This window comes from Pandoraea sp. CB10b_02 (assembly GCF_002216225.1).
In the GTDB taxonomy this organism is placed as follows: domain Bacteria; phylum Pseudomonadota; class Gammaproteobacteria; order Burkholderiales; family Burkholderiaceae; genus Pandoraea; species Pandoraea nosoerga.
Window position 1 is genome coordinate 232,973 of record NZ_NJGW02000006.1, and the last position, 25,623, is coordinate 258,595.

The following is a 25,623-nucleotide window of genomic DNA, read 5'->3' on the forward strand; positions in this document are numbered from 1 at the left end:
GGCGCCATTGCCGACATCGGCGCCCGGACATTCTCGCCGGCGACGCCGCCCGGTCAGCGGCCAGACCTTGTGGGCCCTTGAGCCCGATGTGCAGGCGAACGACAGGCCCGCCGCCCCTCGTCGGGGAGTGAACGAGTGGCGGACAGCGACGGCTTCAGCCTTGGGGTGCGCTGCCGGGACGCAGGTAGCCGAGCACGTGAGCCACGTAGTCGGCCTTGCCCAGTTCCACGCCGTGCTGGCGCAGGATGGCGTAGGCGGTGTTGGTATGGAAGTAGAACTGCGCGAGCAGCCAGTCGCGCACGTACTGCTCGCCGGTCATGTCGAAGATCACGCCGTTGGGCAGGGCGAGCGAGACGGCCCTGTCGGCGCCGGCGTCGAGCGCGTCGGCGGGCAACGCGTCGACAAAGGCGATGGCGTTGGCCAGACACGCCTGCGCCTGCGCGAACGTGCCGGGCTTTTCGCTTGCCGCCCAGCCTTCGCTCTGCACGGCGAGCACGTCCTCCGGAATCGCTTCGCCACGCAGGCGAAACGCCGGCTCCATGGCCTGGTAGCTCACGAAGCGCACCTGCGCGGCGAGCGGGTACATGTCGGGCGCGAGACGCAGCGTCATCAGCGCATCGGCCGTGCCGCCCTTCGACTTCTCGTAGCGTGCCGCCTTGTCGAGCCATGCCGACAGGGCGCGCATCATTTGCGAGGTCGTCGGCTTCAGAATTTCGGTGAGGGTCATGCGGCGGCTCCGTGTGTGCGTGTCCGGGTGGAAGTCCGGGGGCGAATGGTCGCGGCCGGGAAGGTGCCGCCCGCGAAGCTTATCGCGGCCGCCGACAGTTCGCACGCCAGACTGTCCCCGGGGGCGACGCGAAGCCCGCTACGTCGTGGCGACGAGAAGCTCCTCCGCGTTGGCCGGCGGGCGCAGCCCGTCACTGCGATTCGCGAAGTAGCGCTCGGTCAGCGTCTGCGCGCCGACGTGTCGGGCGTCGCGAAAGCCATTCTCGCGCGCGAACGCCATCATCTCGTCCGGCGTGAAGAAGCTGATGAACGGCGTGCCGCTCGCCCGCGCGCCTTTCTCTGCCATCTCCAGTCCCGGGCGCACGGCCGGGTCCGCCATCGACAGCGGCAGCAAAAACGTCATTGCGAAGGTCGATCCCGGCGCGAACGACGCCACTTCGCGCAGCGTCGCGGCATTGGCCTCGCGGGTGAGGTACATGCTCACACCGGTCGAGACGACCACGGCCGGCGCGTTCGGGTCGAAGCCGCTTTGCAGCAGCGCCTCGCGCCACGACTGGCCCGCCTCGAAGTCGACCGGCACGAAACGCAGGCTGTCGGGCACGCCGTAGCCGAGTGCGATCAGGCGTCTGCGCTTCCACTCCTGCGGACCGGGACGGTCGATCTCGAAGATCGTGAGCCGCTCGGCAAGCTCCGCACGCCGTTGCGCGAAGCTGTCCAGTCCGGCGCCCAGGATCACGTACTGGCGCACGCCGCGCGCCGTCTGCGCTTGCACCAGGTCTTCGATGAAGCGCGCACGCGCGACGATCGAGGCGCGAAACGGCTGCGTGAATGGGCTCATGTCGCCTCGTTCGCGCCAGTCGTCCGGCGGGTCGAGCAGCTTCAGGCCGATGTCGTCTTCCAGGACGTGCGGCGCGGCGTCCACTTCGAGATGCAGCGCGCGCCATAGCGCCACGCGCTCCGCCGTACTGTCGGGGGCGATGTCTTTCGGATGTGTCATGTCGCGTACCTCGTGAGATCGGTGCCGGATGCGCAGATTTTTGCACAGACGGCGCGACCGGGTAAGACAGCGTTTCGCGCGTCGCCGCCGCGACCGCTCACGATTGCCGATAGTGTTCCGCCATGAAGTCGACGAACGCGCGCACCTTCGGATTGACGTGGCGCGTGTGCGGGTAGAGCGCGTAGTAGTGGCTGCGTCCCGCCGAGTACTGCGGCAGCACGCGCACGAGCGTGCCGCGCGCGAGCTCCGCGCGCACGGTGCGTTCGGTGAATGCGGCAATGCCCGCGCCCGCGAGCGCGGCGGCGAACACGGCCGTGATGGCGTCCGACGTCACCGCACCGTTGAGCACCACGCGGTGTGCCGAGCCGTCGGGCGCGCTCAGCGTCCATTCGGTCGGCGCGGTCGGTGCGCTCAGCGTTCTCGCGCCCGCGAAAACGAGCGCGTGATGCCGGGCGAGATCGTCCGGCGAAGCAGGCAGGCCATGCTGCGCGAGGTAGGTCGGCGAGGCGACCAGCACGGTGTCGGACGCCGTCAGCCCCTTCGCCATCAGGCTGCTGTCGGCCAGCGGCGCACTGCTGATGCGCAGCGCCGCGTCGAATCCCTCGGCGAGCAGATCGACGTACTGGTCGCTGCATGACAGGGCCAGCGTAATGTCCGGATAACGCAAACGAAATGCGGGCAGCCACGCCGGCAGCTCGAGCGTGCCCACCACGAGCGGCACCGTCACGCGCAAGGCGCCGCTCGGCTGCTCGCGCTCGGCGGACATGGCGTGCGCCATGGCGTCGACGCGCGCCAGGATGTCCGCGCAATGGCGGTGGTAGCGCTCGCCCGCGCCGGTGAGCGAAAACCGGCGCGTGCTGCGATTGACGAGCGCCACGCCGAGCACCGCCTCCGTCCGCTTCAGTTGCCGCGACACGCTCGAATGCGACATGCCCAACGCATCGGCCGCGGCCGAGAAACTCCGGGTTTCGGCGAGCGTGTGAAAAATGCGCATTGCCAGCAATTGATCCATGGCGCGAGCGGGGCGTGCAGTCAATGGGGCTCGGAGAAAGGGCGTGTTCAGCGCAACGGCAGGCGCAGCACTTCGGCCGTCGTCAGCACGTCGCCGAAGGTGTCCTCGATTTCGGCGAGTGCCGCCGCGTGCAAGGCGTCGCTCGTGACGCGCGAACCGTCCGCGCGCACGATGTCGCGGGTCGCGGTAGCGTCCGATGCTACCACGACGCCATAGCCGAGCGGCACGGCGTCGCGCGCCGCGCCGGCCACGCACGCGTGCGTCATGAGCCCGGCGATCACGAGCGTGTCGACGCCTTGCGCCTTGAGCCGCTTGTCGAGATCGGTGCTCGCGAACGCGCTCACCGTCGTCTTGCGCAGGACCGTGTCGCGCTCGCGCGGCGCCATGCCGGGCGCGAACTCGACGGTCTTGCCGTCGAGTGCGAAGACGGGCGCCCCGTTGGGCGCGACGTGCTGGATCTGATACACGGGCATGCCGGCGCGATCGGCCAGCGCGATTAGCTGCTGCGCATTGGCCAGCGCGCGCGTGCCGTCGGGAATCGGCATGCGGCCGGTGAAGTATTCGTTCTGGAAATCGATCACGATCAGCGCCGTGCGTTTCGGGTCGAGGTGGTCGATGCGCCCGGCGCCGAGCATGGCGCGAATGGTCGGATGAGCGGCGCCGTGCGCGGTGCGCCGCGCGTCTTTCTCGCCTTTCACGTCCGCCGCCTGCGCCGCGGCGCTCACCGCGGCGGACAGCGACAGCCCGAGCGTTGCCAGGCGCAGCGTGCGAAGAAACAGATGAGTCATGACGGAGCCTCCAGAGGGGTGTTGTCGAGGCACCCAGTCTAGGCGGCGGTGTTCGCGGCAACCAGACCGCGCCGGACACATCACTTGTTCGCCGTCTGCACCAATTGACGGCGGGTTGCGGGGGGTGGCGGCATTGCGTCGCCCGTGCGAACCAGACGCTGAAGTTCGGGCGTTGAAGATCACGCGCTGAAGAACAGTTGCGCGGCGCCGTGATAGCCGACGTACAGACCGACCAGCACGATGAGGATGCCGGAGAAGTAGGGCGCCTTGCGGGCGAACTCGCCGAAGCCGCTCCAGCGACGCGATACATGCCGCACGCTGAGCGCCGCCAGCGTGCCGGAGGCCACCATCGTCAGCGCGAGGCCGAGGCTGAAGCACAGCACCAGGCCGGCGCCCAGCGCGAACCGTTTGAGCTGCAGGCACAGCAGCAGCACCGTGATCGACGCCGGGCACGGAATCAGGCCGCCCGTCAGACCGAACATTACGATCTGGCCGGTCGTCACCTCGCGGCCGGCAAAGCGCTTGCGGATGTCGCGCGCGTGCGCCCGCTCGTGGGCGTCCTGATAGCCGTCGACGCCCAGCGCCAGGGCAGGGTCCGAATGCGCCGAATGCTCAGAATGCGCCGCATGCACGGCGTGACGCCCGGCGTCGGCGCGATCGTCATGGTGATCGTGCGCGTGGTCGCGGTCGTGATCGTGGTCGTGCGAATGACCATGCTCGCCATTGCGGTTATCGCGCCACGTGCGCCACAGCATCCAGGCGGCGATCAGCAGGATGAGCGCGCCGGACGCCAGCTGAAAATAGGGCTCCGTGGCCTCGGCGTTCCAGTGGCGTCCGAAATACATGCCCGCCACGGCCACGAGCCAGACCACGGCCGTGTGCGAGAGCGTGGCCGACAGGCCAAGCAGCACGGCCTGGCCGACAGTGCCGCGAATGGCGACGATGAACGCCGCCATCATGGTCTTGGAGTGCCCGGGCTCGAGCCCATGCAGCGCACCGAGCAGGATGGCACTGGGCACGAACAGCCAGGCATTGCCCTGCTGGAGAACGGTCGAAAATTCGGTCATGGAAAAGCGGTCGGCAGCGAATGAGCGATGCGCGCAATATACTCCCCCTGAGTATATTCGTGTTAGTCTTTTTCACGAGTTCGTCGACAACTTTTCGTCAGTACAGGGGGCGCGGCACATCGTGCATACGATCCGGGACAAGAGCAAGCTGCTCGCGCGCGTTCGTCGCATTCAGGGCCAGACGCAGGCGCTGGAGCGCCAGTTGAGCGAAGAAGGCGACTGCGTCGACGTGCTGCAGCAGATCGCGGCCATTCGCGGCGCGGTCAACGGCCTGATGGCTGCGGTCATCGAGGGCCATCTCGTCGACCACCTCGTCCGCGAGCCCGAGCAGGCCAGTCGCGAAGCCGAACTCGCGCCCGTGCTCCACGTCATCAAGGCCTATCTGAAGTAACCGATCCCGTCCCATGCTGCGCTTCGACAACCTCACCCAGCGTTTCGGCGACTTCACGCTGTTCGAAAACCTGAGCTTTCGCGCCGAGCGCGGCTGCTTCGCGTTGCGCGACGAAGGCGGCGGCGGCAAGACCACGCTGCTCGGCATGCTCGCCGGCATGCGCGAGCCCGGCGAGGGCAACATCTGGATCGACGGCCGCTCCATGCGCGAGGACGCCGCTGCCGCGCGCGCGGCGCTCGCGTTCGTGCCCTATGACTGCCTGAGCGAGCCGCAGCAGACGGGGCGCGGTTTTCTCGACGCGCGTGCGGCGGCCCGCGGCACCACGGTCGACGCGCACGTGCTCGATCTCGCCGAGCGTTTCAGCCTCATGCCGCACATGGAAAAGCGCTTCGAGCAGATGTCGACCGGCACGCGTCGCAAGTTCTATCTCACGGCGGTGCTGCTGGGCGGCCCACGCGTGGTTCTGGCCGACGAACCGACGGGCGGACTCGACGCCGCCTCGCGCGCCGTACTGATCGACCTGTTCGCCGCGCTCGGACAGACCGGGTGCGTCTTCTTCTCGACACACGACGACGAGCTCGTCGAGGGCTGCCGCGCCACCACGCTCGGTTTCCCCGACCTCGCCCGCTCGCATCCCGCCTGATCGCTGCGGGCGCCCCGCCGACTATCGCGGACTATCGCGGACGAATGCGAACCATCCGGGGCCATCGGAGGCCATCGCGGCCACCGTTTCGCCTCTTGCGGGGGCACCAGGGCAGCCGGGAATGCCGCTGCGCGCACAGCCGTTGAAACCGGCCCGGCCCGCGTTGATCTGGGCTCACTAAAGTTCGGCGGCAAAGCGGCCGTAAGCGCAGGGAGCATAGCGGCAGCGGACCGGCACGACGGCCCTGCGCGAGCAGCCCTCCCCCTCAACGGCTCGCTGGCGAGCCCACCGATGAAAGCCCATGAAAGTCACTTCGTTGCGAACCCGGATTCTGCTCATCACCTGTCTGACGGTGGTGGGGGCGCTGATGCTCTCTGGCGTCACGACTTATGCGATCGTGCGCGACAGCATGATGTCGAGCATTGCGCAGACGCTCTCGGCCGTGGCCAACGGCAATGCCAGCGCCATCGAACGCTGGTCCGCCGACAAGGCGCAGGCGGTCACCGCCACCGCGCAGGTCGTCGAAAAGGGGGACCCCGCCGGACTCGTCAAGCTCATGGGCAAGACGAACGACTTCCCGATCACGAGCGTCGGCTGGTCGGACAAGACATTCTTCTCCACGGCGCCCACCCCGCCCGATTACGATCCGACCGCGCGGCCGTGGTACAAGAGCGCCGTCGCGGCGGGCAAGCTCACCGTCACCAAGCCGTATGGCGACTCGTCGACGGGTATCCCATACGTGGCCTTTACCACGCCGCTCGTGCGTGACGGCCAGACGGTGGGCGCCGTGAGCGGCGCGGTGGCGCTCACGGGCGTGCAGGACATCATCAAGGCGGTGCACCCCACGCCGTCGAGCCTGGCGCTGGTGGTGGCGAGCGACGGGCAGGTGATCGCGCACCCGGACAACAAGTTCTCGCTCAAGCCGTCCACCGACGTGGCGGCGACGCTCACGGCCGAATCGCTGCCGGGCCTGGCGAGCGACGCCGCCGCGCCGGTCCTGATGACTCTCTCGGGCGCGCCGAAGCTCCTCAAGGCCAAGCGCATTCCGGGCACGGACTGGTATCTGGTGGTCGCGCTCGATCGCGCCGAGGCCACGGCCGGACTCACTTACGTGCTGTGGGCGACAGTCATTACGCTGGTCGTACTCACGCTGGTGGCGCTGGCAATCGCCTCGGTCTTCACGTCGCGCGCGTTCAAGCGTCTATCGGCGGTGCGCGACGCGATGGACACCATCGGCTCGGGCGATGGCGACATGACGCAGCGCCTGGACGTCGTCGGCCACGACGAGGTCGCGCAAATCTCGACGTCGTTCAACGCATTCGTCGACAAGATCAGCTCGGTGATGCTGGACGTGCGTTCCGGCGTCGCTTCGATGACGTCGGCGACGAGCGAGATCGAGATGGGCAACCGCGACCTGTCGCAGCGCACGGAGGCCTCGGCGGGTTCGCTGCAGGAGACGTCGTCCGCGCTCACGCAACTCACCTCCAGCGTCAGGCAGACGGCCGATACGGCCGAGCATGCGACGCGTCTGGCCAACGATGCGAGCGCCGCGGCAGTGCGCGGCGGCCAGGTGGTGACCGACGCGGTAAGCACGATGGGGGCGATTACGCAGTCCTCGGAGCGCATCACGGAAATCATCGGCGTGATCGACGGCATTGCCTTCCAGACCAACATTCTGGCGCTCAACGCGGCCGTAGAGGCGGCTCGCGCGGGCGAACAGGGCCGCGGGTTCGCGGTGGTGGCGGGCGAAGTACGCACGCTGGCGCAGCGCAGCGCGGCGGCGGCGCAGGAGATCAAGGCGCTGATCGAGACGTCGGTGCAGAACGTGAAGAGCGGCACGGAGCGTGTGCAGGCGGCAGGCACGACGATGCACGAGATCGTCGAGGGCATCACCCGCGTGCAGCGTCTGGTGGGCGAGATCCACGGCGCGATGACCGAGCAGAGCGCCGGCATCAGCCAGATCGACCGCTCGGTCTCGGAGATGGATCAGGCGACGCAGCAGAACGCGGCGCTGGTCGAGGAGTCGGCGGCGGCCTCGGCAATGCTGAGCGAGCAGGCACGCATGCTGGCCGAGACGGTCGCGCGCTTTCGCCTGCGCGAGGGCCGGCAGGAGGCCCCGCGCGGCATGGGCGACGCGCCGTCGCTGTCCGCGGTCACGCCGCAGCAGCGTCTGGCGGCGTGATGCGGCAGCGGGCCGCGACGACGCACGCATGCACCTGCGCACATACGCGCAGGCGCACGGGAAGCATTCACAAAACTTGGTTTTCCCGTTACAATCGCGCTCCCCTGCCCAGGTGGCGGAATTGGTAGACGCACTATCTTGAGGGGGTAGCGCCGAGAGGCGTGCGGGTTCGAGTCCCGCCCTGGGCACCAAGGCATTCAAGAAGGCAGAGGCGCGCGAGCGCTTCTGCCTTTCTCGTCTGTGTCGGTATGTGCGGGTATGTGCGGGTATGTGCGGGTATGTGGGGGCATGCGTGGGCGCGCCGGCGGCTGCGTGGCCACCGCGCACGCCCTACGTGAGCATGGTGTAGCCCATCACCGCCACGCACACGGTCATCAGCGCCGTCGCGACCCACCCGCCAATCGCGATCGCGCGCGAGTTCTTCATCTTCCCCACGACCGTTTCGCGCGAGGACAGCACCATCACCATGACCATGCACGGCACCGCGACGACGCCATTGATCACCGCGCTCCAGTACAGCGCCTTGATCGGATTGATCGGGCTGAAGCACACGAGCGCACCGACCACCGTGCACAGCGCGATTACCGCGTAGAAGGTCCGCGCGGTGCGCGGCGTCTTGCTCATGCCGGACGGCTGGCGAAGCGCGCCCGCGAGCGCATAGGCCGAGCTTCCGGTAAGCGACGGGATGGCCAGCAGCCCGCAGCCGATGAGTCCCAGCGAGAAAAGCAGCCGGGCCGATTTCCCGGCAACCGGCTCGAGCGCGCTCGCCGCCTGGCTCGTCGATTCGATGTCGTGGACGCCGTGGGTGAAAAACGCAGCGGCGGCCGTCATCATGATGCAGGCCGCCACGACGTTCGAGGTCAGCATGCCCACCCACGTATCGGCCAGAATGCGCTTTTCCTGCGTATCGCGCTCGTGCGCCGCGCGCTTGACGGGGTGCTCGTCGTCGCGCGCCTCGATCTCCTCGACCTCCAGCGCCGACTGCCACACGAACAGATAGGGGCTGATAGTCGTGCCGAGAATGGCCACGAGCGTCGTCGCATACTCCTTCGACGGTGAGATGGTGGGCAGGACGATGGCGTGCAGCGCCGCACGCCAGTCGGTATGGATGACGAACAGATTCGCGATGTAGGCGAACAACGCGAGCGTGAGCCATTTCAGATAGCGGGCGTATGCCTCGTACTTCAGGCGCACCTGGAGGACGAGCGTGAGTGCCGCGAACAACACCGCGTACCAGTAGTTCTTCCCGCCGATGGCTTGGGCGGTGGCGTCGCCCATGGCGGCGAGATCGGCGCCGACGTTGATGACGTTGGCAATGACGATGAGCGTCGCGATCACGATGGCCGTCGCACGCGAGTAGTTTTTCCGGACTTCGCTCAGGATGCCGTGACCGGCGCCGCGTCCGATGTGTGCGGACGCCACCTGGATGCAAACCATCAGCGGGATGGTGATGATCGCCGACCAGAGCACGTTGTAGCCGAACTGCGACCCCGCTTGCGTGTAGGTCGCGATACCGCTCGGATCGTCGTCGGCCACGCCGGTCAGCAGCCCCGGCCCCAGCCGCCGGAACAGGGACGGCTGCCGCTCGCCCCCGCGCGCCTTGCCATGTGCCACGGATGCTTCTTCTGTCGTTTTCATGGTCCGCTCTCCCTTTCCAACGACCGTCAGCAAGTATCGTGCCGCCGGCTGCCGGCACGGTCCTTGCATGACATTGCATCCGACACGTGTATTCCACCGTTGTGACCAAGGAGAAAACCATGGCGTCCCACAAGAAGCAACAGCCGAAAGATCAAGGCTTGCGCGAGCTTTTGTATCAGGCCTACGAGACGGAACTGGGCGGCGAGAAGGTCTACACCGCCGCGCTCAAGTGTGTAAAAAATGCAGACCTTGAGAAGGAATGGAACGAGTACCTCGAACAGACCCGGCATCACCAGCAGGTGCTCGAGCATGTGCTCTCGTCGCTCGGCATGAGTGTCGACGAACGCACTCCCGGCCGTGAGGTCGTCGCTCACCACGGCGCCTCGCTCGTGGCAGCGATCGAGCTGGCCGCCAAGTCGGACAACCCCGCGCTGGCGGAAATCGTCGCCGCGGAGTGCGTTGTGCTAGCCGAGACCAAGGACCACCAGAACTGGGAACTGCTGTCGACCGTTGCCGAACATACCGAGGGCGATCTCAAGCAGGTGTTGCAGGACGCCGTCTCGGCGGTCGAGACCGAGGAGGACCACCATCTGTATCACACGATGGGCTGGGCCCGCGAACTCTGGATCGACACGCTGGGCTATCCGGCCGTGCTGCCGCCGCCGGAGGAAAGAAAGCATGTGGAATCCGCGATCGGCGCAGCGCGCGCCGAGCAGTCACGAGAGAAGATGATCTCGCGGCGGCACTGAGGCGGCACTGAGGCGGCACTGAGGCGGCGCGTTGCGACGATGTGCGCGGCGCGAGCGCGCCGCACGTGGGACATTCGCGCCATTCGCGCCATTCGTGCTATTCGCGCCATGTGCCCCGCGACGGAGCGCCCGACTGCGAAGGGGCCCGCTGCGCAGCGCCCTGCTGCGCGGGGTCCTACTGCGCGGCGTCCGAGGGCGCCAGGCGGCCCAGGCGGTTGTACAGCGTCTTGAGGCTGATGCCGAGCGACCTGGCCGCGGCCGGCTTGTCCCCGCCGAAATGGCGCAGCGCCGACGCGATCATGAACTGCTGCGCCTCGAACAGCGGAGCGCCAACCGGGATCGACACCATGCCGCCCTCGAAGATGGCCTTCGCACTCGGCCCCGGTGCGGGCGTGAGCTCGAGTTCGTCGTCGGCGAGAATGAACGCGCGCTCGATCGCGTTGTGCAGTTCGCGCACGTTGCCGGGCCAATGGTACCGGCCGAGGATTTGCAGCGAGCGCTTCGAAAATGATTTCGACGTCCCGCATTTTCCATTCAGTTCGGACAACTTCATTTCCGCCAGCACGAAAACGTCGCTGCCGCGCCGCCGCAAGGGCGGCACCGACACCGTGAAAGCGGCAAGCCGGAAAAACAGGTCCTCCCGGAACTTGCCTTTGCGCGTGGCTTGCGCGGGGTTGCCGTTGGTGGCGGCGATGATGCGCGTATTGAACGCCACCGGCTCGGTGCCGCCCACGCGAAACGCGGTGCGCGTCTCGAGCGCGCGCAGCAGCTTGACCTGCAGGCCAGCGGGCATGTCCTGGATCTCGTCGAGCAGGACGGTGCCGCTGGCCGCGGCCTCGAAATATCCGGCGCTGGTGCGATGCGCGCCGGTAAAGCTGCCGCGCTCGTGGCCGAAGAACAGCGATTCCGCGAGATCCTCCGGAATGGCGCCGCAGTTGACGGAAACGAACGGGCCGGCGGAATTGAGGCCCTTCTCATGAAGATAGCGCGCAACGACTTCCTTGCCGCTACCGGTTTCACCGACGATCAGCACGCTCGCGTTGGTGGGCGCCAATCGTTCGATCGTCGCTCTCAGGTTGCATATCGCCGACGATTCACCGATCAAACGGTGCTCGGCGCATCCAACTTTCAGCATCGATTCCTCCCAGAACTCGACCATCAGTTGTAAATCGCAAAGGGAAGCACAGCTTAATCATAGAGAGGCCCAACATGCGAGCTAGTTACATCGATATTTTTTCTCGACCGCTGCCGCGGGATAGAAACGATTTATTGGCGCGTTCGGATCTGACTGTACTTAGATACGAAGTCTCGCACAACGATATAGTTCGTATACGAAACGCGGAGCACTCATGCCTTATGTATTGATCGTTGACGGCGACGAAACCACGCGCACGATGCTCGGCGCCGCAGCCAATGCACAACAGCTCGCGAACGATGCGGTAGCAACGCTCGCCGAAGCCCGATGCAAGATCCGCAGCAGAGTGCCGGACGTGGTGTTCATGGAGCTGAACCTGCCCGATGGCAACGGCCTGGAACTGTTCGACGCCGTGCCGCGCGGGCTGAACGTCGAGATGGTGCCGATGACGGCGAACGCCAGCGTCGAGTCCGCCATCGAGGCGCTGCGCCACGGCGCCGCCGACTATCTGCAAAAACCGATAAACGTGCAGCGTCTGGACTCGATCCTCGCGCGCGTGCCCCGCACCGACGAGCTTCGCGCGGAGATTGCCGATCTACGCGCACAACTGCAGCGTCTCGGCCGGTTCGGCCGCATGCTCGGCAGTTCGCCGGCGATGCAGAAAATCTATGAAGCCATTGCGCGCGTGGCGCCGAGCGAGGCGTCGGTGATGCTCACGGGAGAATCCGGCACCGGCAAGGAACTCGCAGCGCAGACCGTTCACGACCTGAGCCTGCGCCGCAAGGGGCCTTTCGTCGCCGTCAACTGCGGCGCGATCGCCGCGAACCTGGTCGAAAGCGAGCTGTTCGGGCATGACCGGGGCAGCTTTACCGGCGCGGATCGTCAACACAAGGGCTTCTTCGAGCGCGCCCACGGCGGCACGCTCTTTCTCGACGAAGTCACGGAAATGCCGCTGGCCTCCCAGGTCAAGCTGTTGCGCGTGCTGGAGACGGGACGCCTGACACGGCTTGGCGGCAATCAGGAAATCGAAGTCGACGTGAGAATCGTCGCCGCCACCAATGTGGCGCCCGAGGCGGCGGTCGAGCGCGGCACCTTCCGTCTGGATCTTTTCCATCGCCTTAACGTGTTCCCCATTACCATGCCGCCGTTGCGCGAGCGCGGCGACGACATCGCCATGCTCGCCAACGCGTTTCTGCACGAGTTCTCGGAGCGCAGCGGCCGCCGAATGCGGTTTTCGCAGAGTGCGCTCGACGCGCTGGGCGACTATTCCTGGGACGGCAACGTTCGCGAGCTGCGAAATCTCGTGCAACGCGCCCACATCCTCACCGAAGGCGACGTCATCGAGTCGCTGCCGCGCCCCGCCATGCTGGAGGCGGACGAAGCCATCGCATCCGACGATACGGTGGTCCTGCCGGTGGAATCCACGCTCGAAGCGCTGGATCGCGCATTGGTCAACGCCACGCTGGCGAAGTGCGGCGGCGTGAAGGCTCATGCCGCGGAGATTCTCGAGGTCAGTCTGAAGACGCTGTACAACCGTCTCGACGGCGCCCACGACGAAAAGACCGGCACCGCGTGAGGCCCGGATTCCGCTCATTGCCGGTCCGGCTGCCGGCAGGGCGCTTGGCGGGCCCGGTAGCGCAGGCAGCGAACCAGTTCTTCGCAATAGGGAATACCGGCAAGGAGGACGGCTGCCGAGAGGGCGCCGGCAAGGTAGCCCGGTGATGTCGTGCTCAGCGTCAGCGAGAAGCGATCCCCGGCCGGCTCGGGCGGCAGCGCGCGCAATTGATCGAAGTTGGCGCCGATGACGAGCGTGACGGCGGTGATCGGCAGCAGTTCCAGGAAGCTGTGGACGTGCTGCTCGAACGCCGTCAGCTCGCGGCGCTGTCTCGCGTAGCTGACATCCCACAGCGCGGTGATCTCGTGCAGGATCAGGCCGAGCACCATGATCGCCATCACCGTCACGTTGATCCTGAATACCAGCGCCACCAGCAGCGGGATGCCGACTTCGAGCATCTGCGCGAGATGCAGCACGGACTCGCGCGCACCCGCATTGCGCTCGATGTGCGTGCGGCGGTGGCACATCCAGTCGGCGAAGCCCGCGAGCAGCCACAACGGAATGATCCAGTAGCGGATGTACAGATCGACGAATTCCTTGACGTCCACGGCCTTGGGCGAAATGAGTCCGGAGAGTCGATGCCAAGCAAGGGACATACCCGCCGACGCCCTCGGGCGGATTTCCGGTGCATTCGTGATGCATTCCCGACGTGTTGCCGATGTGGCGCGAACGGCATGGCGCGGGGGCCCGCCGTTTCAATGCTTCGGTACAACTTTTTCCAATTTGCACCCGGTGACCCGCGTGGCGCGGCAAGAGACGCTGATTCTCCAGCACGTTCGGCCACGCGGCGCGCCCGGCATGCAACTTGCTGCGTCCGGACGTGGGCGCCACCACGGCGCCGTTCCAGACGACGGGAGACCCCATGCGAGCGAATCATCGGGTGCTGGCCGGCAACGCCGGACGATGGCGCCTTTGCGCGGGGCGCGCGATGGCGCTCGCGCTCTTGACCGTGGGCGCCTGCACCCAGAGCTTTGCGGCGGGCAGCGGGCTTGGGGCGGGCCATCGCGACGACGCGATGTCGCCGGCGACCACCGACGAGGGCCAGGCCCGCAGCGCGACGGACATGGACGGTGAATTCCTCGCCGCGGCCGTGGGCTTCAGCCGGGATCAGATCGCGGCGAGCCGCGTCATCGCGAACGAGACGGAAAACTCGGAAATCCGCGCCTACGCCGGGCGGATGGGCCTCGAGCACGAGAAGCTGGCCGAGGCGCTCCACAGCCTGGGCGTGCGGCATTCGATCCAGACGCCGGACGCGCCGCCGCGGCAGTCCGACCTCAACGAGATGGCGAACACGCAACTCGCCACCGTCGACCGGCATTACCTGTCGATCGCGGGAGCCGCCGCGCTGCGCAAGATCATTCTCGTGTACGAGGACGAGGCCAAGAGCGGTCAGATACCCGAGATCCGGAAGTTCGCGACCTCCGCGCTCACGACGCTCAATCGCGAATACGGCATGGCGCAGGCGCTCGAGAAAAAAGTCTCGCCGAAGCGGTAAGTCCGCGGGCGAGCCTGCGCCGACGTGCGCCCCATCGGCGCCATTACGGTTTATCGTCCTCCAGCCCTTCCCATGTGGGCGTCAGCTCGGGGTCCGACACGCGCTTGCCGCGGGGCTGCGTGCGCGCGCGACGCTCGACCTCACTGTCGTCACCGGTTGTCGACAGACCGTCGGAGACAGGCTCCACCGGCGCGTATTCGTCGCACTCGTGATGCGCAGGCCAGTAGCCGTTGCCTATGCGTCCGTGGTGCGTGCCGATCGTCTCTTCATCGCCGTCTTCGTGAAGCAGCCGATAGTCGATGCGCTCGTCCTCCGAGGGCGTGGCGTCGTGGGGGTCATGGGACACTGGCGCCCCGCGCGCACCGTGGGTATCACGGGTCTCGCGAGCGTCGTCCGATGTCGGGCGATTCATGGGCGTTCTCCCTCGCAATATGGGTCGGTTCGCGGGCGGCGGCGGGCGTCAGCCGCCGATACCGATGTTGCAAACGACGTCCGTGACGCCGGGAATGGCGCGAATGGTGCGCATGAGCTCGTCGCGCAAATCGGCGTGTGCGACCCATCCGTCCAGCGTGACTTCCCCGTCCGAGAGCTTGAACGTGACAAACGCATAGCGGCCGTCGGGCGGATCGCGCAGCGCCTCGCTCACGCGCGACTGGAGTCGGCCGAATTCCGGCGCCCCCTGGCCGCCGGGGCCGATATCGCCGCTCGGATGCTGCGACGAGGAGTGCGTCATCGGGGTCGGTCCGCCGTCTCCCGACGAGGTGGTGCTGCGCGGGTCCCCCGGCTCGTCCGGAAGTAGATAGCCCTTCTTGCGTGGATTCGTCATGATGGTCGTGCTCCAGAGAATGCGTCGGGTCGCTGCTTTGGTGATGTCAGCAGTTTCCGTGCCGAATCCTGGCGCACGCGCGGACGCGGCATGACAGCCCGTCTGCCGCGAATTTTCTGCATATCGTTGTAATTCCGCGTGGCCCCCGAGCGCCGCGCCTGGCGCCGCCGGACGCGCGCCGCCCTGGAACGGCAATTGCTCGGGAAACGATAAGGTTCATGCAACAGATGGGACACCGCGATACCGCACGTGGAGGCTCCCTCTTTCCGCCGCTGCGTCGGCGTTTTTTTTTACCCGGCGCCGGGGCGAGTCGCTGCCCCGCGCCAGGCCGGCCGAGCCGGTCCGGACCGGCGGCTTCGCGCCGTTCCCTCAGATCACGCCTTGCGCCAGCATGGCGTCGGCCACCTTCACGAAGCCGGCAACGTTGGCGCCGCTCACATAACTTACCGAGCCGTCGGCGCGGCGTCCGTGGTGTACGCACACCTCGTGGATGCTGCGCATGATGTCGTGCAGGCGCGCATCGACCTCCTCGCGCGGCCACGAGATGCGCATGGCGTTCTGGCTCATCTCCAGCCCCGACGTGGCAACGCCGCCGGCGTTGCTCGCCTTGCCCGGCGCGTACAGAACGCCGTGGCCCTCGAAGCGTTTTGCCGCCTCGTTGGTCGAGGGCATGTTGGCACCTTCGGCGACGCAGATCACGCCGTTGGCGATGAGCGTTGCGGCATCGTCGTCGTTCAGCTCGTTTTGCGTGGCGCAGGGCAGTGCGACGTCGACCGGCACGTGCCATGGCCGCCGGCCCGCCAGGAAGGTGAGACCGGTGCGCTGCGCGTAGTCGCTCACGCGGCCGTAGTGATGATTCTTCACGTCCATCAGCTCGGCGAGTTTCTCCGGCGTGAAGCCGTCCTCGTCGACGACCGTGCCGCTCGAATCCGACACCGTGACGACCTTGGCGCCGAGCGCCATGGCTTTTTCGACGGCGTACTGCGCGACGTTGCCCGAGCCGGACACGCTCACGCGCAGGCCGTCGAAGCCGCGACCGGAACGCCTGAGCATTTCTTCGGCAAAGTAGACGGTGCCGTAACCGGTGGCTTCCGGACGAATCAGCGAGCCGCCGAAGGACAGGCCCTTGCCGGTAAATACGCAGTCCGCGCGATTCGAGAGTTTTTTCATCATGCCGGCCATGAACCCGACCTCGCGAGCGCCGACACCGATGTCGCCCGCGGGCACGTCCGTGTCGCTGCCGACGTGGCGGAACAGCTCCGTCACGAACGCCTGGCAGAAGCGCATGACTTCACCGGGGCTCTTGCCCTTCGGGTCGAAATCGGAACCGCCCTTGCCGCCGCCCATGGGCAGCGTGGTGAGCGCATTCTTGAAGGTCTGCTCGAACGCGAGGAACTTGAGGATCGACAGGTTGACCGACGGGTGCAAGCGCAGGCCGCCCTTGTACGGGCCGATGGCCGAGCTGTGCTGGATGCGGTAGCCGCGATTGACTTGCACGTCGCCATGATCGTCGACCCACGACACGCGGAACATGACGATGCGCTCGGGTTCGACCAGGCGGTCCAGCAGGCCGTGCTCGGCATACTTCGGATGCTGCGAAATATAGGGCCACAGGCTTTCCATCACCTCCGTGACAGCCTGCAGGAACTCCGGTTGACCGGGATTGCGCTCGGCGGTGGAGCGCAGGAACTCGTCAAGTGATTGATATTTCATTTCGGAGGCCAATCAATGGCGCTTGTTCTTGGGCGGAACAGCATTTTGCACCATTTATGGGCGCCAGTACGGCAAAAATACGGAAATTCCGATGGGGCTTTCGGCAGGTTGTGCTGCGATGGCAAGTCGTGCAAAGGGAAATGCATAACGCTGGCAATTCCGCGCCCCTCCGTGCCACGCATTGCCTGTACCTATGACTGGACCGGCGGCTTCATCAAGAACGACGACAGCGCCGACGACGTGCGCGACATCGATCTGTCGATCGTCCATTTCCTGTCGGGTCCGGTGGGTGTGCGCGGCGCGAAACCGGGCGGTCTGCTCGTGGTCGATCTGCTCGACATTGGCGCCAGGCCGGACAGTCAATGGGGCTTCAACGGTTTCTTTTCGAAGACGAACGGGGGCGGGTTTCTGACCGAGCACTTCCCGCACGCGCAAAAATCGATATGGGATTTCCACGGGCTGTACACGAGTTCGCGCCATGTGCCCGGTGTGAGCTTTGCGGGAATGATTCACCCCGTGCTCATCGGCTGCCTGCCCGCCCCCAAGTTGCTCGAGACGTGGAACGCGCGCGAGACCGGGCTCATCGCCACGGCGCCTGAGCGCGTGCCGCCGCTGGCGAATCCGCCGTTTGCCGCAACGCGAGCGCAGGCGTATTCGATCCTCGGCTGCGCGCCGGTGCACGGGCATATTAGCCTCAGGCGAGCGGCCGGGCGCCCCTGGATGATCAGTCACTAGTCGTCCGGCCGAAAAAAACCGCCTTGCAGTCACGCCCCGTGGTCGAGAGACGCATGGGGCTTTTTTGCACTGCTATATTTGCACGGCGATACGAAGCCGATGACCGCGCGGGCCGGTACGGCAGCCGCGACAAACGTGCATAAAGGCGCATAAAGGTGCATAAAGGCGCGAAAAACCTCGGTGATGACCCGCAACGAGGCTCGCGGGATGACCGATGTGGCCCGCATGGCGCTTGACGCGGGATTGAAGCTTTTTTAACCTTTCGCGCAACTTGCCTGCGTTGATCAGCACTAGAAAACATTCATCGAACGGCAACGGTCTGGGCGTATACCAGGACACGGCAGCGGCGGCACCTCGTCGGCGCCGGTCGCGACGTGAGCGAAGTCAGCAAATCGGGGAAACAAGAATGAATATTCGCGGCGGACTGCCCGCGTCCTGGCGCAACGGGGTTCGCGCCGTGCTTGCCGTACTGATGTTTTCGAGTGCGTCATCGGCCGTCGCGGCCGTGCAGCTCGACTCGGTTTCTCCCCGCAGCGGACCTTCGGCCGGCCAGACGCAGGTCACGCTGACGGGCAGCGGATTCGTCCCAGGGGCAACGACGGTGAGTTTCGGGGGCGCGTTCGCCACGAATGTCGACGTTGTCGACGCGTCGCACCTCACCGCGACCACGCCGCCACAGGCGGTGGGGCCGGCGACCGTCACCGTTGCCGTACCGGGCGACACAACCTCGATGGTCGCCGCATACACGTTTGTGGGCAAACCGACCGTCTCGGCAGTCTCCCCGGCGTCCGGCCCCGCAACGGGCGGGACGACCGTGACGATCACCGGCACCAATTTCGTGGATGTCACCAGCGTGTTGTTCGACAGAACCCCGGGAACCAACGTAATGGTCAGCGATGGGACGAGGCTCACGGTGACGTCGCCGCCCGGCAGTGGCACGGTCGATATCACGGTGACGTCCGCCGGCGGCACGAGCGACCTCAATGGCAACGATCGCTTCACCTACACGGCGGTGGCGCCGACACTGACGATCAATACCACCGCGCTGGCCACCGGCACCGTCGGGCAGCCGTACAATCAGCCGCTGTCCATCAGCGGCGGCACCGCGCCCTACAACTACGCCATCACCGGTCTGCCTTCGGGGTTGGGCATCTCCAATGGCGCCATTGCCGGGACGCCGACGCAAGCCGGCGGGCCCTACAACGTCACCATCACGGTCACTGACAGTTCGACCGGCCCCGGCGCGCCGTTTTCCACAACGAAATCCTTGCCGCTCACGATCAACCCGGCGACTTCGAATCAGGTGCCGTCTGCGCCCGCCGTGCAGGCGCGGACGGCACCGAACACGCCGGTCACCATCCGCGCGACGGCCAATGCGGTGGGCGGACCGTTCACGCGCGTGGCGATCTCCACACCGCCTTCGAGCGGCACGGCCATCGTGAATGGCGAGGACATCGTGTATACACCGGGCGCGACCACGAGCGGAAACGTATCTTTTGCCTATACGCTCACCAATGCCTTCGGTACGTCAGCGCCTATCGCCGTGACCGTGGCGGTTTCGGCGGTGCCTGTGCCGGCGTCGAACCTGCAGGCGACGATCGAGGCCAACGGCATCGCCGACATCGACATCACCGGCGGCGCACTGGGCGGGCCGTTCATCGGCGCGAACGTCGTGTCGGTGTCGCCGGCCAATGCGGGCACCGCCACGATCGTCGCCACGCCGGTCGCGCCGACGGGCAACAGCTATCGGCTGCGTTTCGCGCCGGCGGCGGCCTTCGCCGGCACGGCGGTCCTCACCTACACACTATCGAACGCCAATGCGACATCGGCCCCGGCGACGGCACGTGTCACCGTGGCAGCGCGCCGCGACCCGTCGGCCGATCCGGATGTCACGGGGCTGATCGGTGCGCAGGTGGAAACGGCACGGCGATTCGCCACGACGCAGATCGGGAACTACAACTCGCGTCTCGAAGCACTGCACGGTACGGGACGCGCGCCATCGAGCAACGGGCTGAACGTGGTTCTGCCCAACGCGCGACGCGGGCGAGATGCGTCGCCCTGTGACGACGTCGCGGGCATTTCGGCGCGCGACGCCTGCCTGCGCGGCAACGTCAGTCCGACGGCCCTCGCCGGGGCGAACGGCGCCGGGCTGGGGGGGTTGCAGGGGTTGCAGGGGTTGCGAGATGCGTCGGTGGGAGCGAGCGGTATCGGCGCGGGCGACAGCGGTGCGCCGAATCTGCCGGGGCCGCGAGCGAACGAGGATAGGCGCTTTGCGTTCTGGACGGCGGGGACGGTGGACTTCGGATTCGCAAACACCGCCGCGCAACGTTCGGGATTTCGCTTCACGACGGGCGGCGTGACGATGGGCGCGGATTACCGGTTTTCTGACCAGTTCTCGCTGGGGGCCGGCGTGGGCTACGGTCACGACTCGACCGACGTCGGCAGTTCCGGAACGCGCAGCACGGGCGACAGCTACAGCGGCGCGCTGTATGCGAGCTTCCGCCCGACCCGGGCGTTGTTCATCGATGCCGTGGCCGGGTTCGGCACGCTGAGCTTCGATTCGCGACGCTGGGTGATCGATGCGAACGACTACGCGACGGGTAAGCGCCACGGCCAGCAGTTCTTTGGCTCGCTCTCGGCGGGCTATGAATATCGCAGCGACGCGTGGTTGTTCTCGCCATACGGGCGTTTGACGGCGTCGCGCTCGACGCTCGATCAATACAGCGAGACGGGCGCCGGCCTCAATGCGCTGACGTACTTCAAGCAAAACGTGAATACGCTGTCCGGGACGCTGGGCGTGCGTGCGGGCTTCGCGAAGGCCACGCGCATCGGCACGCTCGCGCCATACCTGCGCGTCGAATTGCAGCACGACTTCAATGGGCAAAGCCTGGCGGGATTGGCCTATGCGGATCTCGCATCCAGCGGGCCGGTGTATTTCGTCCCGGGCAGTCCCTATGGAAGTGAGCGCGTGCAAATCGGCGTGGGCGCGAAGCTCAGCACTCGCGCGCTGGTGTTCGGCCTCGACTACAGCGCGACCACCGGCATGGGCGGGCTGCAGCAAGGGGTCAGATTGATGGTGACGGCGCCGTTTTGACGGCAGGCCGCAGCGCAACCGTCGCTCGTCCTGCCACTAGCCCGAAGCCCCATAGGCCGGGGGCTCATGGGACTGCTTGCCAGCATCGCCATTACGTGCCCTCGCTGTGCCTTCATTGCGCCTTCATTGCGCCCTCATTGCGGGCCCTCTCTGCGCAGGCTTTCGAGCGCCGCTGCGCGCGGCTGCGATTGACCAGGCGTGCGCGGCTTCGCGATCGGGAATGTCATCTCACCGTACTTCACGAAACGCGACCGGCGCACCAGTCGGTAACCCGCCCAGATCAGCAGGAACAGCGGAATGCCGATGTAAGTCGCGACCACGCCGCCCCAATCGATCCTGTCCTGCAGGAACGCCTCGTAGTTCTGGCCGAGCGTGATGATCAGGCACAGGACAAAGGCGAAAATCGGGCCGAACGGAAAGAAGGGCGACACGTATGGCAGGCCCGACACATCGTGGCCTTGTTCGACGTAGCCGCGACGGAAGCGGTAGTGGCTGATGGCGATGCCGAGCCATGCAATGAAGCCGGTCATGCCGGAGGTGTTGAGCAACCAGATGTAGACCGCGTTCGGGCTGAACACGAACGTGAAGAAGCACAGCGCGGCCACCGCAGCCGTGGCGAGCAGCGCCCGCAGCGGCACGCCGTTGCGCGACACGCGGCTGAAGAACCGCGGCGCCTTGCCGTCGCGCGCCAGGCTGTAGAGCATGCGGGTGGCCGCGTACATGCCCGAATTGCCTGCCGACAGCACGGAGGTGAGCACCACGGCATTCATGACCGATGCCGCGCCCAACAGCCCCGCGCGCTCGAAGATCAGGGCGAAGGGGCTCACGCTGACGTCGGTGACTTCGTTGCGCAGCAGGTGAGGGTCGGTGTACGGAATCAGCAGGCCGATGACGAGGATCGCCATCACGTAAAACAGCAGAATGCGCCAGAACACCTGACGCACCGCGCGCGGCACGTTGCGCGCCGGATCCTTCGATTCTCCCGCGGCGATGCCGATGAGTTCCGTGCCCTGGAACGAGAAGCCGACCACCATCGCCACACCGATCAGGGCGGCGAAGCCGCCGGCGAAGGGCGCGTCGCCGACCGTCCAGTTGACGAGCCCGCCGCTCTCGCCACCGCGGATGATGCCCAGCAGCATCATCACGCCCATCGCGACGAAGGCGAGCACCGCGACGACCTTGATCAGCGCGAACCAGAATTCGGCTTCGCCGAAACCGCGTGCGGATAGCGCGTTGAGCCCGAAGGTGATGGCGAGGAAGAGGGCGCTCCAATAGACGCCGGGCACGTCCGGGAACCAGTACGCCATGACGAGCTGCGCGGCGACGAGATCCACCGCCACGGTGACGGCCCAGTTGTACCAGTAGTTCCAGCCCAGCGCGAAGCCGAAGCCCTCATCCACGTAGCGCGCGCCGTAGGTGGAGAAGGAGCCGGACACGGGCATCGCGGCGGCCAGCTCGCCGAGGCTCGTCATCAGAAAGTAGACCATGACGCCGATCAGCACGTAACCAAGCAGCGCGCCGCCCGGCCCCGCCTGGGCGATGGTGGCGCCGGAGGCGACGAACAGGCCCGTTCCGATGGACCCGCCCACCGCAATCATTGTCAGGTGTCGCGCCGACAGCGCACGGCGCAATTCGGACGAAGCCGATGCCCCGGCTTTTCCGCCCTCGGGGTGCGGGTCGTGTTCCGATAGTGCCAAAGTTGTTTTCCTTAAGAGCTGATATGCGTCACGCGGCGCCGTGACCCAGGCGACCGCGTGATTTTCATGCCTGGTTCGAGAGGGGTTGTTTTGGTCCCTGGATACGAAAAGAGCCTGAAAAATCAAAGGCCTTTTCGATTCCCGTCCTGCTTTTCGATGACTTCGGCTGCAACTCCGATTCCACGGCGGGATGGTTGTACCGGCGGTTTCGCCGAGCCGCAAGGTTGTGGCGTCACTGCGGACCATCACTGTAGCGCTCCCCCTTGGGCGGGTTGCCGACGTCGCCAATTACCGCGGCGCAGGGTTCCTGCGCCCCTCAGGGAATCCCGAAGTATACCGTGGGCTCGACGTCTCCCCGTGGCCGCGCAAGTGCGTGCGGCGGTGGTGGCGTATCGGGACGTTGCCGACGGCGCCGTTCTTGACGAGCTCATTCGGCACGAAGCGTTCTGCTCATCGCTGACACAGCTATTCGATAGGCGCTCAAGATCTAGAATTTTTAAATACCATGATTTTTCATTTGCTTTTTTCTATTGGCGAACATCAGAGAGCATGATTATCATTGAATCGGTTTATTTTTAATTATCTCATTTGATTGATTTTTAATAAAACTAAATCACCACAATAGAATCAATACAGAATTTCGAGAGAATTTCAATCGCAAAAAATCCAAAATCAGCAAGCAAGTACAAATACGAATACACCAACACCAAGGTTTTTTCCATTCCCAATTTTGAATTCCATCAATTAAATCCATAATATAATTTCTGCCCCTGCCCCATAAAACAGTACCGCTGAAAAGTAGAAAATCCGGCATGATTTTGCCCGTTTGAGACGCGAGACATGCCATGAAGACGAGCAAGTTCACGAAAGCACAGAGCGCGTTTGCGTTGAAGCAAGCGGAGCTAGGTACGAAGGTCGAAGAGGTTTGCCGTAAGCTGGGGATCAGCGAGGCGACTGGACTGCCGATTGAATCAAGCACTTCCTGAGGCAGTAGATGTGCTCCTACATGTTGACTATTTGCACGAGTTAATTGTCGTGGCGTCGTACATCATGCCGATAAGTACTACTGGCACGCCCTTGTAGTCTTCGACGCTTGGGTGAATCTCCGCAATCACGCCCCCTTTACAGAAAGTAGCGGGGCCGGTTTGGGTCTGACGCCAGCCGAGACCCACAAGAGTTTCGATGTACATATCCCGAAGCCGCTCCGTCCATGCCGCCTTGCGGATCATGATCGATAAGAGCGCACCGCCGAACTTCGCGCTCTCATTTCGATAAATAACATCCCCTCCGTTTGCGAGCATCCGCGCCATATCCGCCTTCATCATCGTCATCTTCGCACTTGCATCGGTCGTTGATGGATTTTTCCCCATCGCAAAAATGACGACGAACAGCCACAACACTACCCCTAGTGATATTGCATAGTGTTTAAAGAGTTTTTTATTCAACATGATTCAACTATTGCGACATAGGAATTTTGAACATTGGCAAAGACACCCCTGTTCCCGCACTTCCACCGAGATTTATCGCTTTTGTCGGTGCACCAACTCCCAAACCGATCTCGACAGCCGTACTTCCGCCGATAGCGTGATTCGCACCGACACAGGCGCCATAGGCACAGACCGCTGCCGTGTAGGCGCCTCCCTCGAGAAGTTGATTTGTATTCCATGCTTTTTCATTTTTGGGCGACCCATAGACCGACGGTAGCCACCCCAATCCAACGCTCGCGCCTAACACCGCTGGCACAGAACCACCGCCTCCGATAAATACTTGACCGTTGTGTAGGTTCAACGTGACTGCTCCCGCCAAACCCAAGGCGTTGCCGCTGGCCGTGATGTAATCGGGCAAAGGGATACCCGGCCGTTGAAACCCAGCTGAATTGTCACCAATATTCCACCCCGGTGAAAACGGTCCATAGGGGTCAATCTTCGACGAGGAGCCATTGGTCTGTACCGCTTGCGACGACGGCACATTCCAACTGTACGGCGAACTTCCCCCTCCCGTACTCGCCAAGACCAAGTCGCGCAGCGCGTCAAGAGGCGGTGCCAGCATCGCAGCGTCCTGAACGAGATATTTGTTACCGGACGCGTCACTGTATACGCGCATGCCTTCGTTATCGTAAACCTCGCTGGCCTTCGTGTCGGCATTGAGTTTCACTACGGCACCGGTCCAAGCGCTTTCTCCATAGGCACTGTTATTAGCTGCACGCATGGTGCTTTCTATCTGCGTGAGCGAAATCGGTGAACCATCCGGATTGACTATGCCGCGACTCTCTGCATCTTCTAAGATTCTCCGCGCGAGCACCTTCTCATCCGGATGCAACTGCCGGTTAAAGCGATCGACGTTAAACCCTGTGAACGCGCCGGAACTCCCTCCAGCCGCCGCACCAATCACAGTGCCAACGCCTGTCGCCACGATCTGCGCCAATGCCTGATCGATATCCTTGTTGCCCGTCGGACGTGCCTTCTGAATGTTGTCGCTCAGTTCGTTCAGCACCCCGCCCAGCTTCGACGTCAACCCCGCACCCAACGCGCCGCCCAGCGCATTACCGCCACCAAGGCCTGCGACAATCGCTCCACCCGCCGCGTGCATCGCCGCGCGGTAGTCCCCACCTTCCTTCCAGTCGTCTGCCTCTTTCTGGTATTGCGCCTTCAACTCCGGATCGGTCGTGCCGTCGGCCAGCTTTTGCGCCGCCTCTCTCTTTTTGTCCGCATACGTCCCAATATCCCGCGCCACTGCCTCCCCAGCAGCCGTTGCAGCCGCCATCAATCGCGACTGATCACCCAGTAGTTTCTGCAGATCCGGTGTACGGTTCACCGTTTCGTTCAGATTCGAAGTATCGCGATTCAGACTTGCGAGGTCCTGTGTCTGGCTCGCGCCGTTCGTCAGTGTGATCGTCCCCTCGCTTACGCCGCTACGCGTCGTTCCTCGCTCGCTTCCGCTTTCCGACTGCGGCAGCATCGGTGAGATGCCGCCCGTGTTCTTGCCGGACGAAGGTCCGGTCCGGCGCTCATTCGCGCCGCCGTTGCCCATCGTGAAGCCACCACCCACACCAAAGCTGTTCGCGCTGTAGTCGGAGTGGTTTTGGATGTCCGAGAACGTCAGCGTGCCCGTCGTCAGTTG

General features: G+C 65.1%; 20 protein-coding genes, 1 tRNA gene and 3 pseudogenes. 10 read left to right on the forward strand and 14 right to left on the reverse strand.

Going from position 1 to position 25,623, the window contains the following annotated elements; translation table 11 throughout:
- Positions 1 to 154: 154 nt before the first annotated feature.
- The 5 genes from CDN36_RS09015 to CDN36_RS09035 all read right to left on the reverse strand — a co-directional run bounded on the left by CDN36_RS09015 (position 155) and on the right by CDN36_RS09035 (position 4,590).
- Entirely contained in the window at positions 155 to 727 is a 573-nt protein-coding gene (locus CDN36_RS09015) for a DUF1993 domain-containing protein (protein ID WP_150555435.1), read from the reverse strand.
- 138 nt (positions 728 to 865) lie between these two features.
- Positions 866 to 1,723, reverse strand: coding sequence for a class I SAM-dependent methyltransferase (locus CDN36_RS09020; protein ID WP_287496541.1), 858 nt, complete (start codon positions 1,721 to 1,723; stop codon positions 866 to 868).
- Positions 1,724 to 1,820: 97 nt separating this feature from the next.
- A complete protein-coding gene (locus CDN36_RS09025) occupies positions 1,821 to 2,735 on the reverse strand; it encodes a LysR family transcriptional regulator (RefSeq protein ID WP_287496542.1) in 915 nt (304 codons plus the stop codon).
- A gap of 47 nt (positions 2,736 to 2,782) precedes the next feature.
- The gene (locus CDN36_RS09030) at positions 2,783 to 3,370 is read right to left on the reverse strand and encodes a cysteine hydrolase family protein (RefSeq protein ID WP_287496558.1); all 588 of its coding nucleotides are present in this window, start codon (positions 3,368 to 3,370) and stop codon (positions 2,783 to 2,785) included.
- Between the two features lie 332 nt (positions 3,371 to 3,702).
- Positions 3,703 to 4,590, reverse strand: a complete 888-nt coding sequence (locus CDN36_RS09035) for a nickel/cobalt efflux protein RcnA (RefSeq protein WP_287496543.1) — start codon at positions 4,588 to 4,590, stop codon at positions 3,703 to 3,705.
- Between the two features lie 118 nt (positions 4,591 to 4,708).
- On the opposite strand from CDN36_RS09035, the gene CDN36_RS09040 reads away from it, so the two are divergent.
- The 4 genes from CDN36_RS09040 (at position 4,709) to CDN36_RS09055 (ending at position 7,997) form a co-directional block, all read left to right on the forward strand.
- Positions 4,709 to 4,981 carry a metal/formaldehyde-sensitive transcriptional repressor gene (locus tag CDN36_RS09040; protein ID WP_150555522.1) on the forward strand — a complete coding sequence of 91 codons (273 nt, stop codon included), beginning with the start codon at positions 4,709 to 4,711 and terminating at the stop codon, positions 4,979 to 4,981.
- Positions 4,982 to 4,994: 13 nt separating this feature from the next.
- Entirely contained in the window at positions 4,995 to 5,624 is a 630-nt protein-coding gene (locus CDN36_RS09045; protein ID WP_287496544.1) for an ABC transporter ATP-binding protein, read from the forward strand.
- A 301-nt stretch (positions 5,625 to 5,925) separates the two neighbouring features.
- On the forward strand, positions 5,926 to 7,806 hold the full coding sequence (locus CDN36_RS09050; RefSeq protein WP_150555441.1) for a methyl-accepting chemotaxis protein: 1,881 nt from the start codon (positions 5,926 to 5,928) through the stop codon (positions 7,804 to 7,806).
- Between the two features lie 106 nt (positions 7,807 to 7,912).
- A tRNA-Leu gene (locus CDN36_RS09055) sits at positions 7,913 to 7,997 on the forward strand.
- A 139-nt stretch (positions 7,998 to 8,136) separates the two neighbouring features.
- On the opposite strand, the gene CDN36_RS09060 is transcribed toward CDN36_RS09055, so the two are convergent.
- On the reverse strand, positions 8,137 to 9,444 hold the full coding sequence (locus CDN36_RS09060; protein WP_287496545.1) for an Nramp family divalent metal transporter: 1,308 nt from the start codon (positions 9,442 to 9,444) through the stop codon (positions 8,137 to 8,139).
- A gap of 119 nt (positions 9,445 to 9,563) precedes the next feature.
- On the opposite strand from CDN36_RS09060, the gene CDN36_RS09065 reads away from it, so the two are divergent.
- The gene (locus tag CDN36_RS09065; RefSeq protein WP_150555443.1) at positions 9,564 to 10,193 is read left to right on the forward strand and encodes a hypothetical protein; all 630 of its coding nucleotides are present in this window, start codon (positions 9,564 to 9,566) and stop codon (positions 10,191 to 10,193) included.
- A 175-nt stretch (positions 10,194 to 10,368) separates the two neighbouring features.
- On the opposite strand, the gene CDN36_RS09070 is transcribed toward CDN36_RS09065, so the two are convergent.
- Positions 10,369 to 11,328, reverse strand: coding sequence for a sigma-54 interaction domain-containing protein (locus tag CDN36_RS09070; RefSeq protein ID WP_287496546.1), 960 nt, complete (start codon positions 11,326 to 11,328; stop codon positions 10,369 to 10,371).
- Positions 11,329 to 11,542: 214 nt separating this feature from the next.
- Here CDN36_RS09070 and CDN36_RS09075 point away from each other — a divergent pair, with 214 nt between their 5' ends.
- Positions 11,543 to 12,904 (forward strand): sigma-54-dependent transcriptional regulator, encoded by a 1,362-nt coding sequence (locus tag CDN36_RS09075; protein WP_150555445.1) that lies wholly within the window; start codon positions 11,543 to 11,545, stop codon positions 12,902 to 12,904.
- 14 nt (positions 12,905 to 12,918) lie between these two features.
- Here the strand turns inward: CDN36_RS09075 and CDN36_RS09080 are convergent, their stop codons facing one another.
- Positions 12,919 to 13,539 carry a diguanylate cyclase gene (locus tag CDN36_RS09080; protein WP_287496547.1) on the reverse strand — a complete coding sequence of 207 codons (621 nt, stop codon included), beginning with the start codon at positions 13,537 to 13,539 and terminating at the stop codon, positions 12,919 to 12,921.
- 209 nt (positions 13,540 to 13,748) lie between these two features.
- On the opposite strand from CDN36_RS09080, the gene CDN36_RS09085 reads away from it, so the two are divergent.
- Entirely contained in the window at positions 13,749 to 14,438 is a 690-nt protein-coding gene (locus tag CDN36_RS09085; protein WP_287496548.1) for a DUF4142 domain-containing protein, read from the forward strand.
- A gap of 43 nt (positions 14,439 to 14,481) precedes the next feature.
- Here the strand turns inward: CDN36_RS09085 and CDN36_RS09090 are convergent, their stop codons facing one another.
- From CDN36_RS09090 to gdhA, 3 genes are all read right to left on the reverse strand, one after another.
- On the reverse strand, positions 14,482 to 14,850 hold the full coding sequence (locus tag CDN36_RS09090; protein ID WP_287496549.1) for a hypothetical protein: 369 nt from the start codon (positions 14,848 to 14,850) through the stop codon (positions 14,482 to 14,484).
- A 48-nt stretch (positions 14,851 to 14,898) separates the two neighbouring features.
- The gene (locus CDN36_RS09095) at positions 14,899 to 15,264 is read right to left on the reverse strand and encodes a BON domain-containing protein (protein ID WP_150555448.1); all 366 of its coding nucleotides are present in this window, start codon (positions 15,262 to 15,264) and stop codon (positions 14,899 to 14,901) included.
- A 369-nt stretch (positions 15,265 to 15,633) separates the two neighbouring features.
- Positions 15,634 to 16,977, reverse strand: coding sequence for an NADP-specific glutamate dehydrogenase (gene gdhA, locus CDN36_RS09100; RefSeq protein ID WP_150555449.1), 1,344 nt, complete (start codon positions 16,975 to 16,977; stop codon positions 15,634 to 15,636).
- Positions 16,978 to 17,157: 180 nt separating this feature from the next.
- Between gdhA and CDN36_RS09105 the strand changes: the two are divergent.
- Together CDN36_RS09105 and CDN36_RS09110 are read left to right on the forward strand one after the other, a co-directional pair.
- A pseudogene (locus CDN36_RS09105) lies at positions 17,158 to 17,616 on the forward strand (acetamidase/formamidase family protein); the annotation flags it as partial.
- Between the two features lie 502 nt (positions 17,617 to 18,118).
- Positions 18,119 to 20,806 (forward strand): autotransporter domain-containing protein, encoded by a 2,688-nt coding sequence (locus tag CDN36_RS09110; RefSeq protein WP_287496550.1) that lies wholly within the window; start codon positions 18,119 to 18,121, stop codon positions 20,804 to 20,806.
- A gap of 134 nt (positions 20,807 to 20,940) precedes the next feature.
- Here the strand turns inward: CDN36_RS09110 and CDN36_RS09115 are convergent, their stop codons facing one another.
- Positions 20,941 to 22,503, reverse strand: coding sequence for an amino acid permease (locus CDN36_RS09115; protein WP_502920351.1), 1,563 nt, complete (start codon positions 22,501 to 22,503; stop codon positions 20,941 to 20,943).
- Positions 22,504 to 23,348: 845 nt separating this feature from the next.
- Here CDN36_RS09115 and CDN36_RS09120 point away from each other — a divergent pair.
- Positions 23,349 to 23,459: pseudogene (locus CDN36_RS09120) on the forward strand (transposase); the annotation flags it as partial.
- Between the two features lie 57 nt (positions 23,460 to 23,516).
- Here the strand turns inward: CDN36_RS09120 and CDN36_RS09125 are convergent.
- Positions 23,517 to 23,951: a hypothetical protein gene (locus CDN36_RS09125; RefSeq protein WP_287496551.1), complete on the reverse strand. Its 435-nt coding sequence runs from the start codon at positions 23,949 to 23,951 to the stop codon at positions 23,517 to 23,519.
- A gap of 7 nt (positions 23,952 to 23,958) precedes the next feature.
- Positions 23,959 to 25,623, reverse strand: a pseudogene (locus tag CDN36_RS09130) (filamentous hemagglutinin); the annotation flags it as partial.

Excerpts from the sequence above, each read along its gene's own strand:
- CDN36_RS09060 (WP_287496545.1), bottom strand. The coding sequence starts at position 9,444 with ATGAAAACGACAGAAGAAGCATCCGTGGCACATGGCAAGGCGCGCGGG.
- CDN36_RS09020 (WP_287496541.1), bottom strand. The coding sequence starts at position 1,723 with ATGACACATCCGAAAGACATCGCCCCCGACAGTACGGCGGAGCGCGTG.
- CDN36_RS09090 (WP_287496549.1), bottom strand. The coding sequence starts at position 14,850 with ATGAATCGCCCGACATCGGACGACGCTCGCGAGACCCGTGATACCCAC.
- CDN36_RS09035 (WP_287496543.1), bottom strand. The coding sequence starts at position 4,590 with ATGACCGAATTTTCGACCGTTCTCCAGCAGGGCAATGCCTGGCTGTTC.
- CDN36_RS09080 (WP_287496547.1), bottom strand. The coding sequence starts at position 13,539 with ATGTCCCTTGCTTGGCATCGACTCTCCGGACTCATTTCGCCCAAGGCC.
- gdhA (WP_150555449.1), bottom strand. The coding sequence starts at position 16,977 with ATGAAATATCAATCACTTGACGAGTTCCTGCGCTCCACCGCCGAGCGC.
- CDN36_RS09125 (WP_287496551.1), bottom strand. The coding sequence starts at position 23,951 with ATGTTGAATAAAAAACTCTTTAAACACTATGCAATATCACTAGGGGTA.
- CDN36_RS09030 (WP_287496558.1), bottom strand. The coding sequence starts at position 3,370 with ATGCTCGGCGCCGGGCGCATCGACCACCTCGACCCGAAACGCACGGCG.
- CDN36_RS09070 (WP_287496546.1), bottom strand. The coding sequence starts at position 11,328 with ATGCTGAAAGTTGGATGCGCCGAGCACCGTTTGATCGGTGAATCGTCG.
- CDN36_RS09110 (WP_287496550.1), top strand. The coding sequence starts at position 18,119 with ATGAATATTCGCGGCGGACTGCCCGCGTCCTGGCGCAACGGGGTTCGC.
- CDN36_RS09025 (WP_287496542.1), bottom strand. The coding sequence starts at position 2,735 with ATGGATCAATTGCTGGCAATGCGCATTTTTCACACGCTCGCCGAAACC.
- CDN36_RS09015 (WP_150555435.1), bottom strand. The coding sequence starts at position 727 with ATGACCCTCACCGAAATTCTGAAGCCGACGACCTCGCAAATGATGCGC.
- CDN36_RS09045 (WP_287496544.1), top strand. The coding sequence starts at position 4,995 with ATGCTGCGCTTCGACAACCTCACCCAGCGTTTCGGCGACTTCACGCTG.
- CDN36_RS09095 (WP_150555448.1), bottom strand. The coding sequence starts at position 15,264 with ATGACGAATCCACGCAAGAAGGGCTATCTACTTCCGGACGAGCCGGGG.
- CDN36_RS09065 (WP_150555443.1), top strand. The coding sequence starts at position 9,564 with ATGGCGTCCCACAAGAAGCAACAGCCGAAAGATCAAGGCTTGCGCGAG.
- CDN36_RS09050 (WP_150555441.1), top strand. The coding sequence starts at position 5,926 with ATGAAAGTCACTTCGTTGCGAACCCGGATTCTGCTCATCACCTGTCTG.
- CDN36_RS09075 (WP_150555445.1), top strand. The coding sequence starts at position 11,543 with ATGCCTTATGTATTGATCGTTGACGGCGACGAAACCACGCGCACGATG.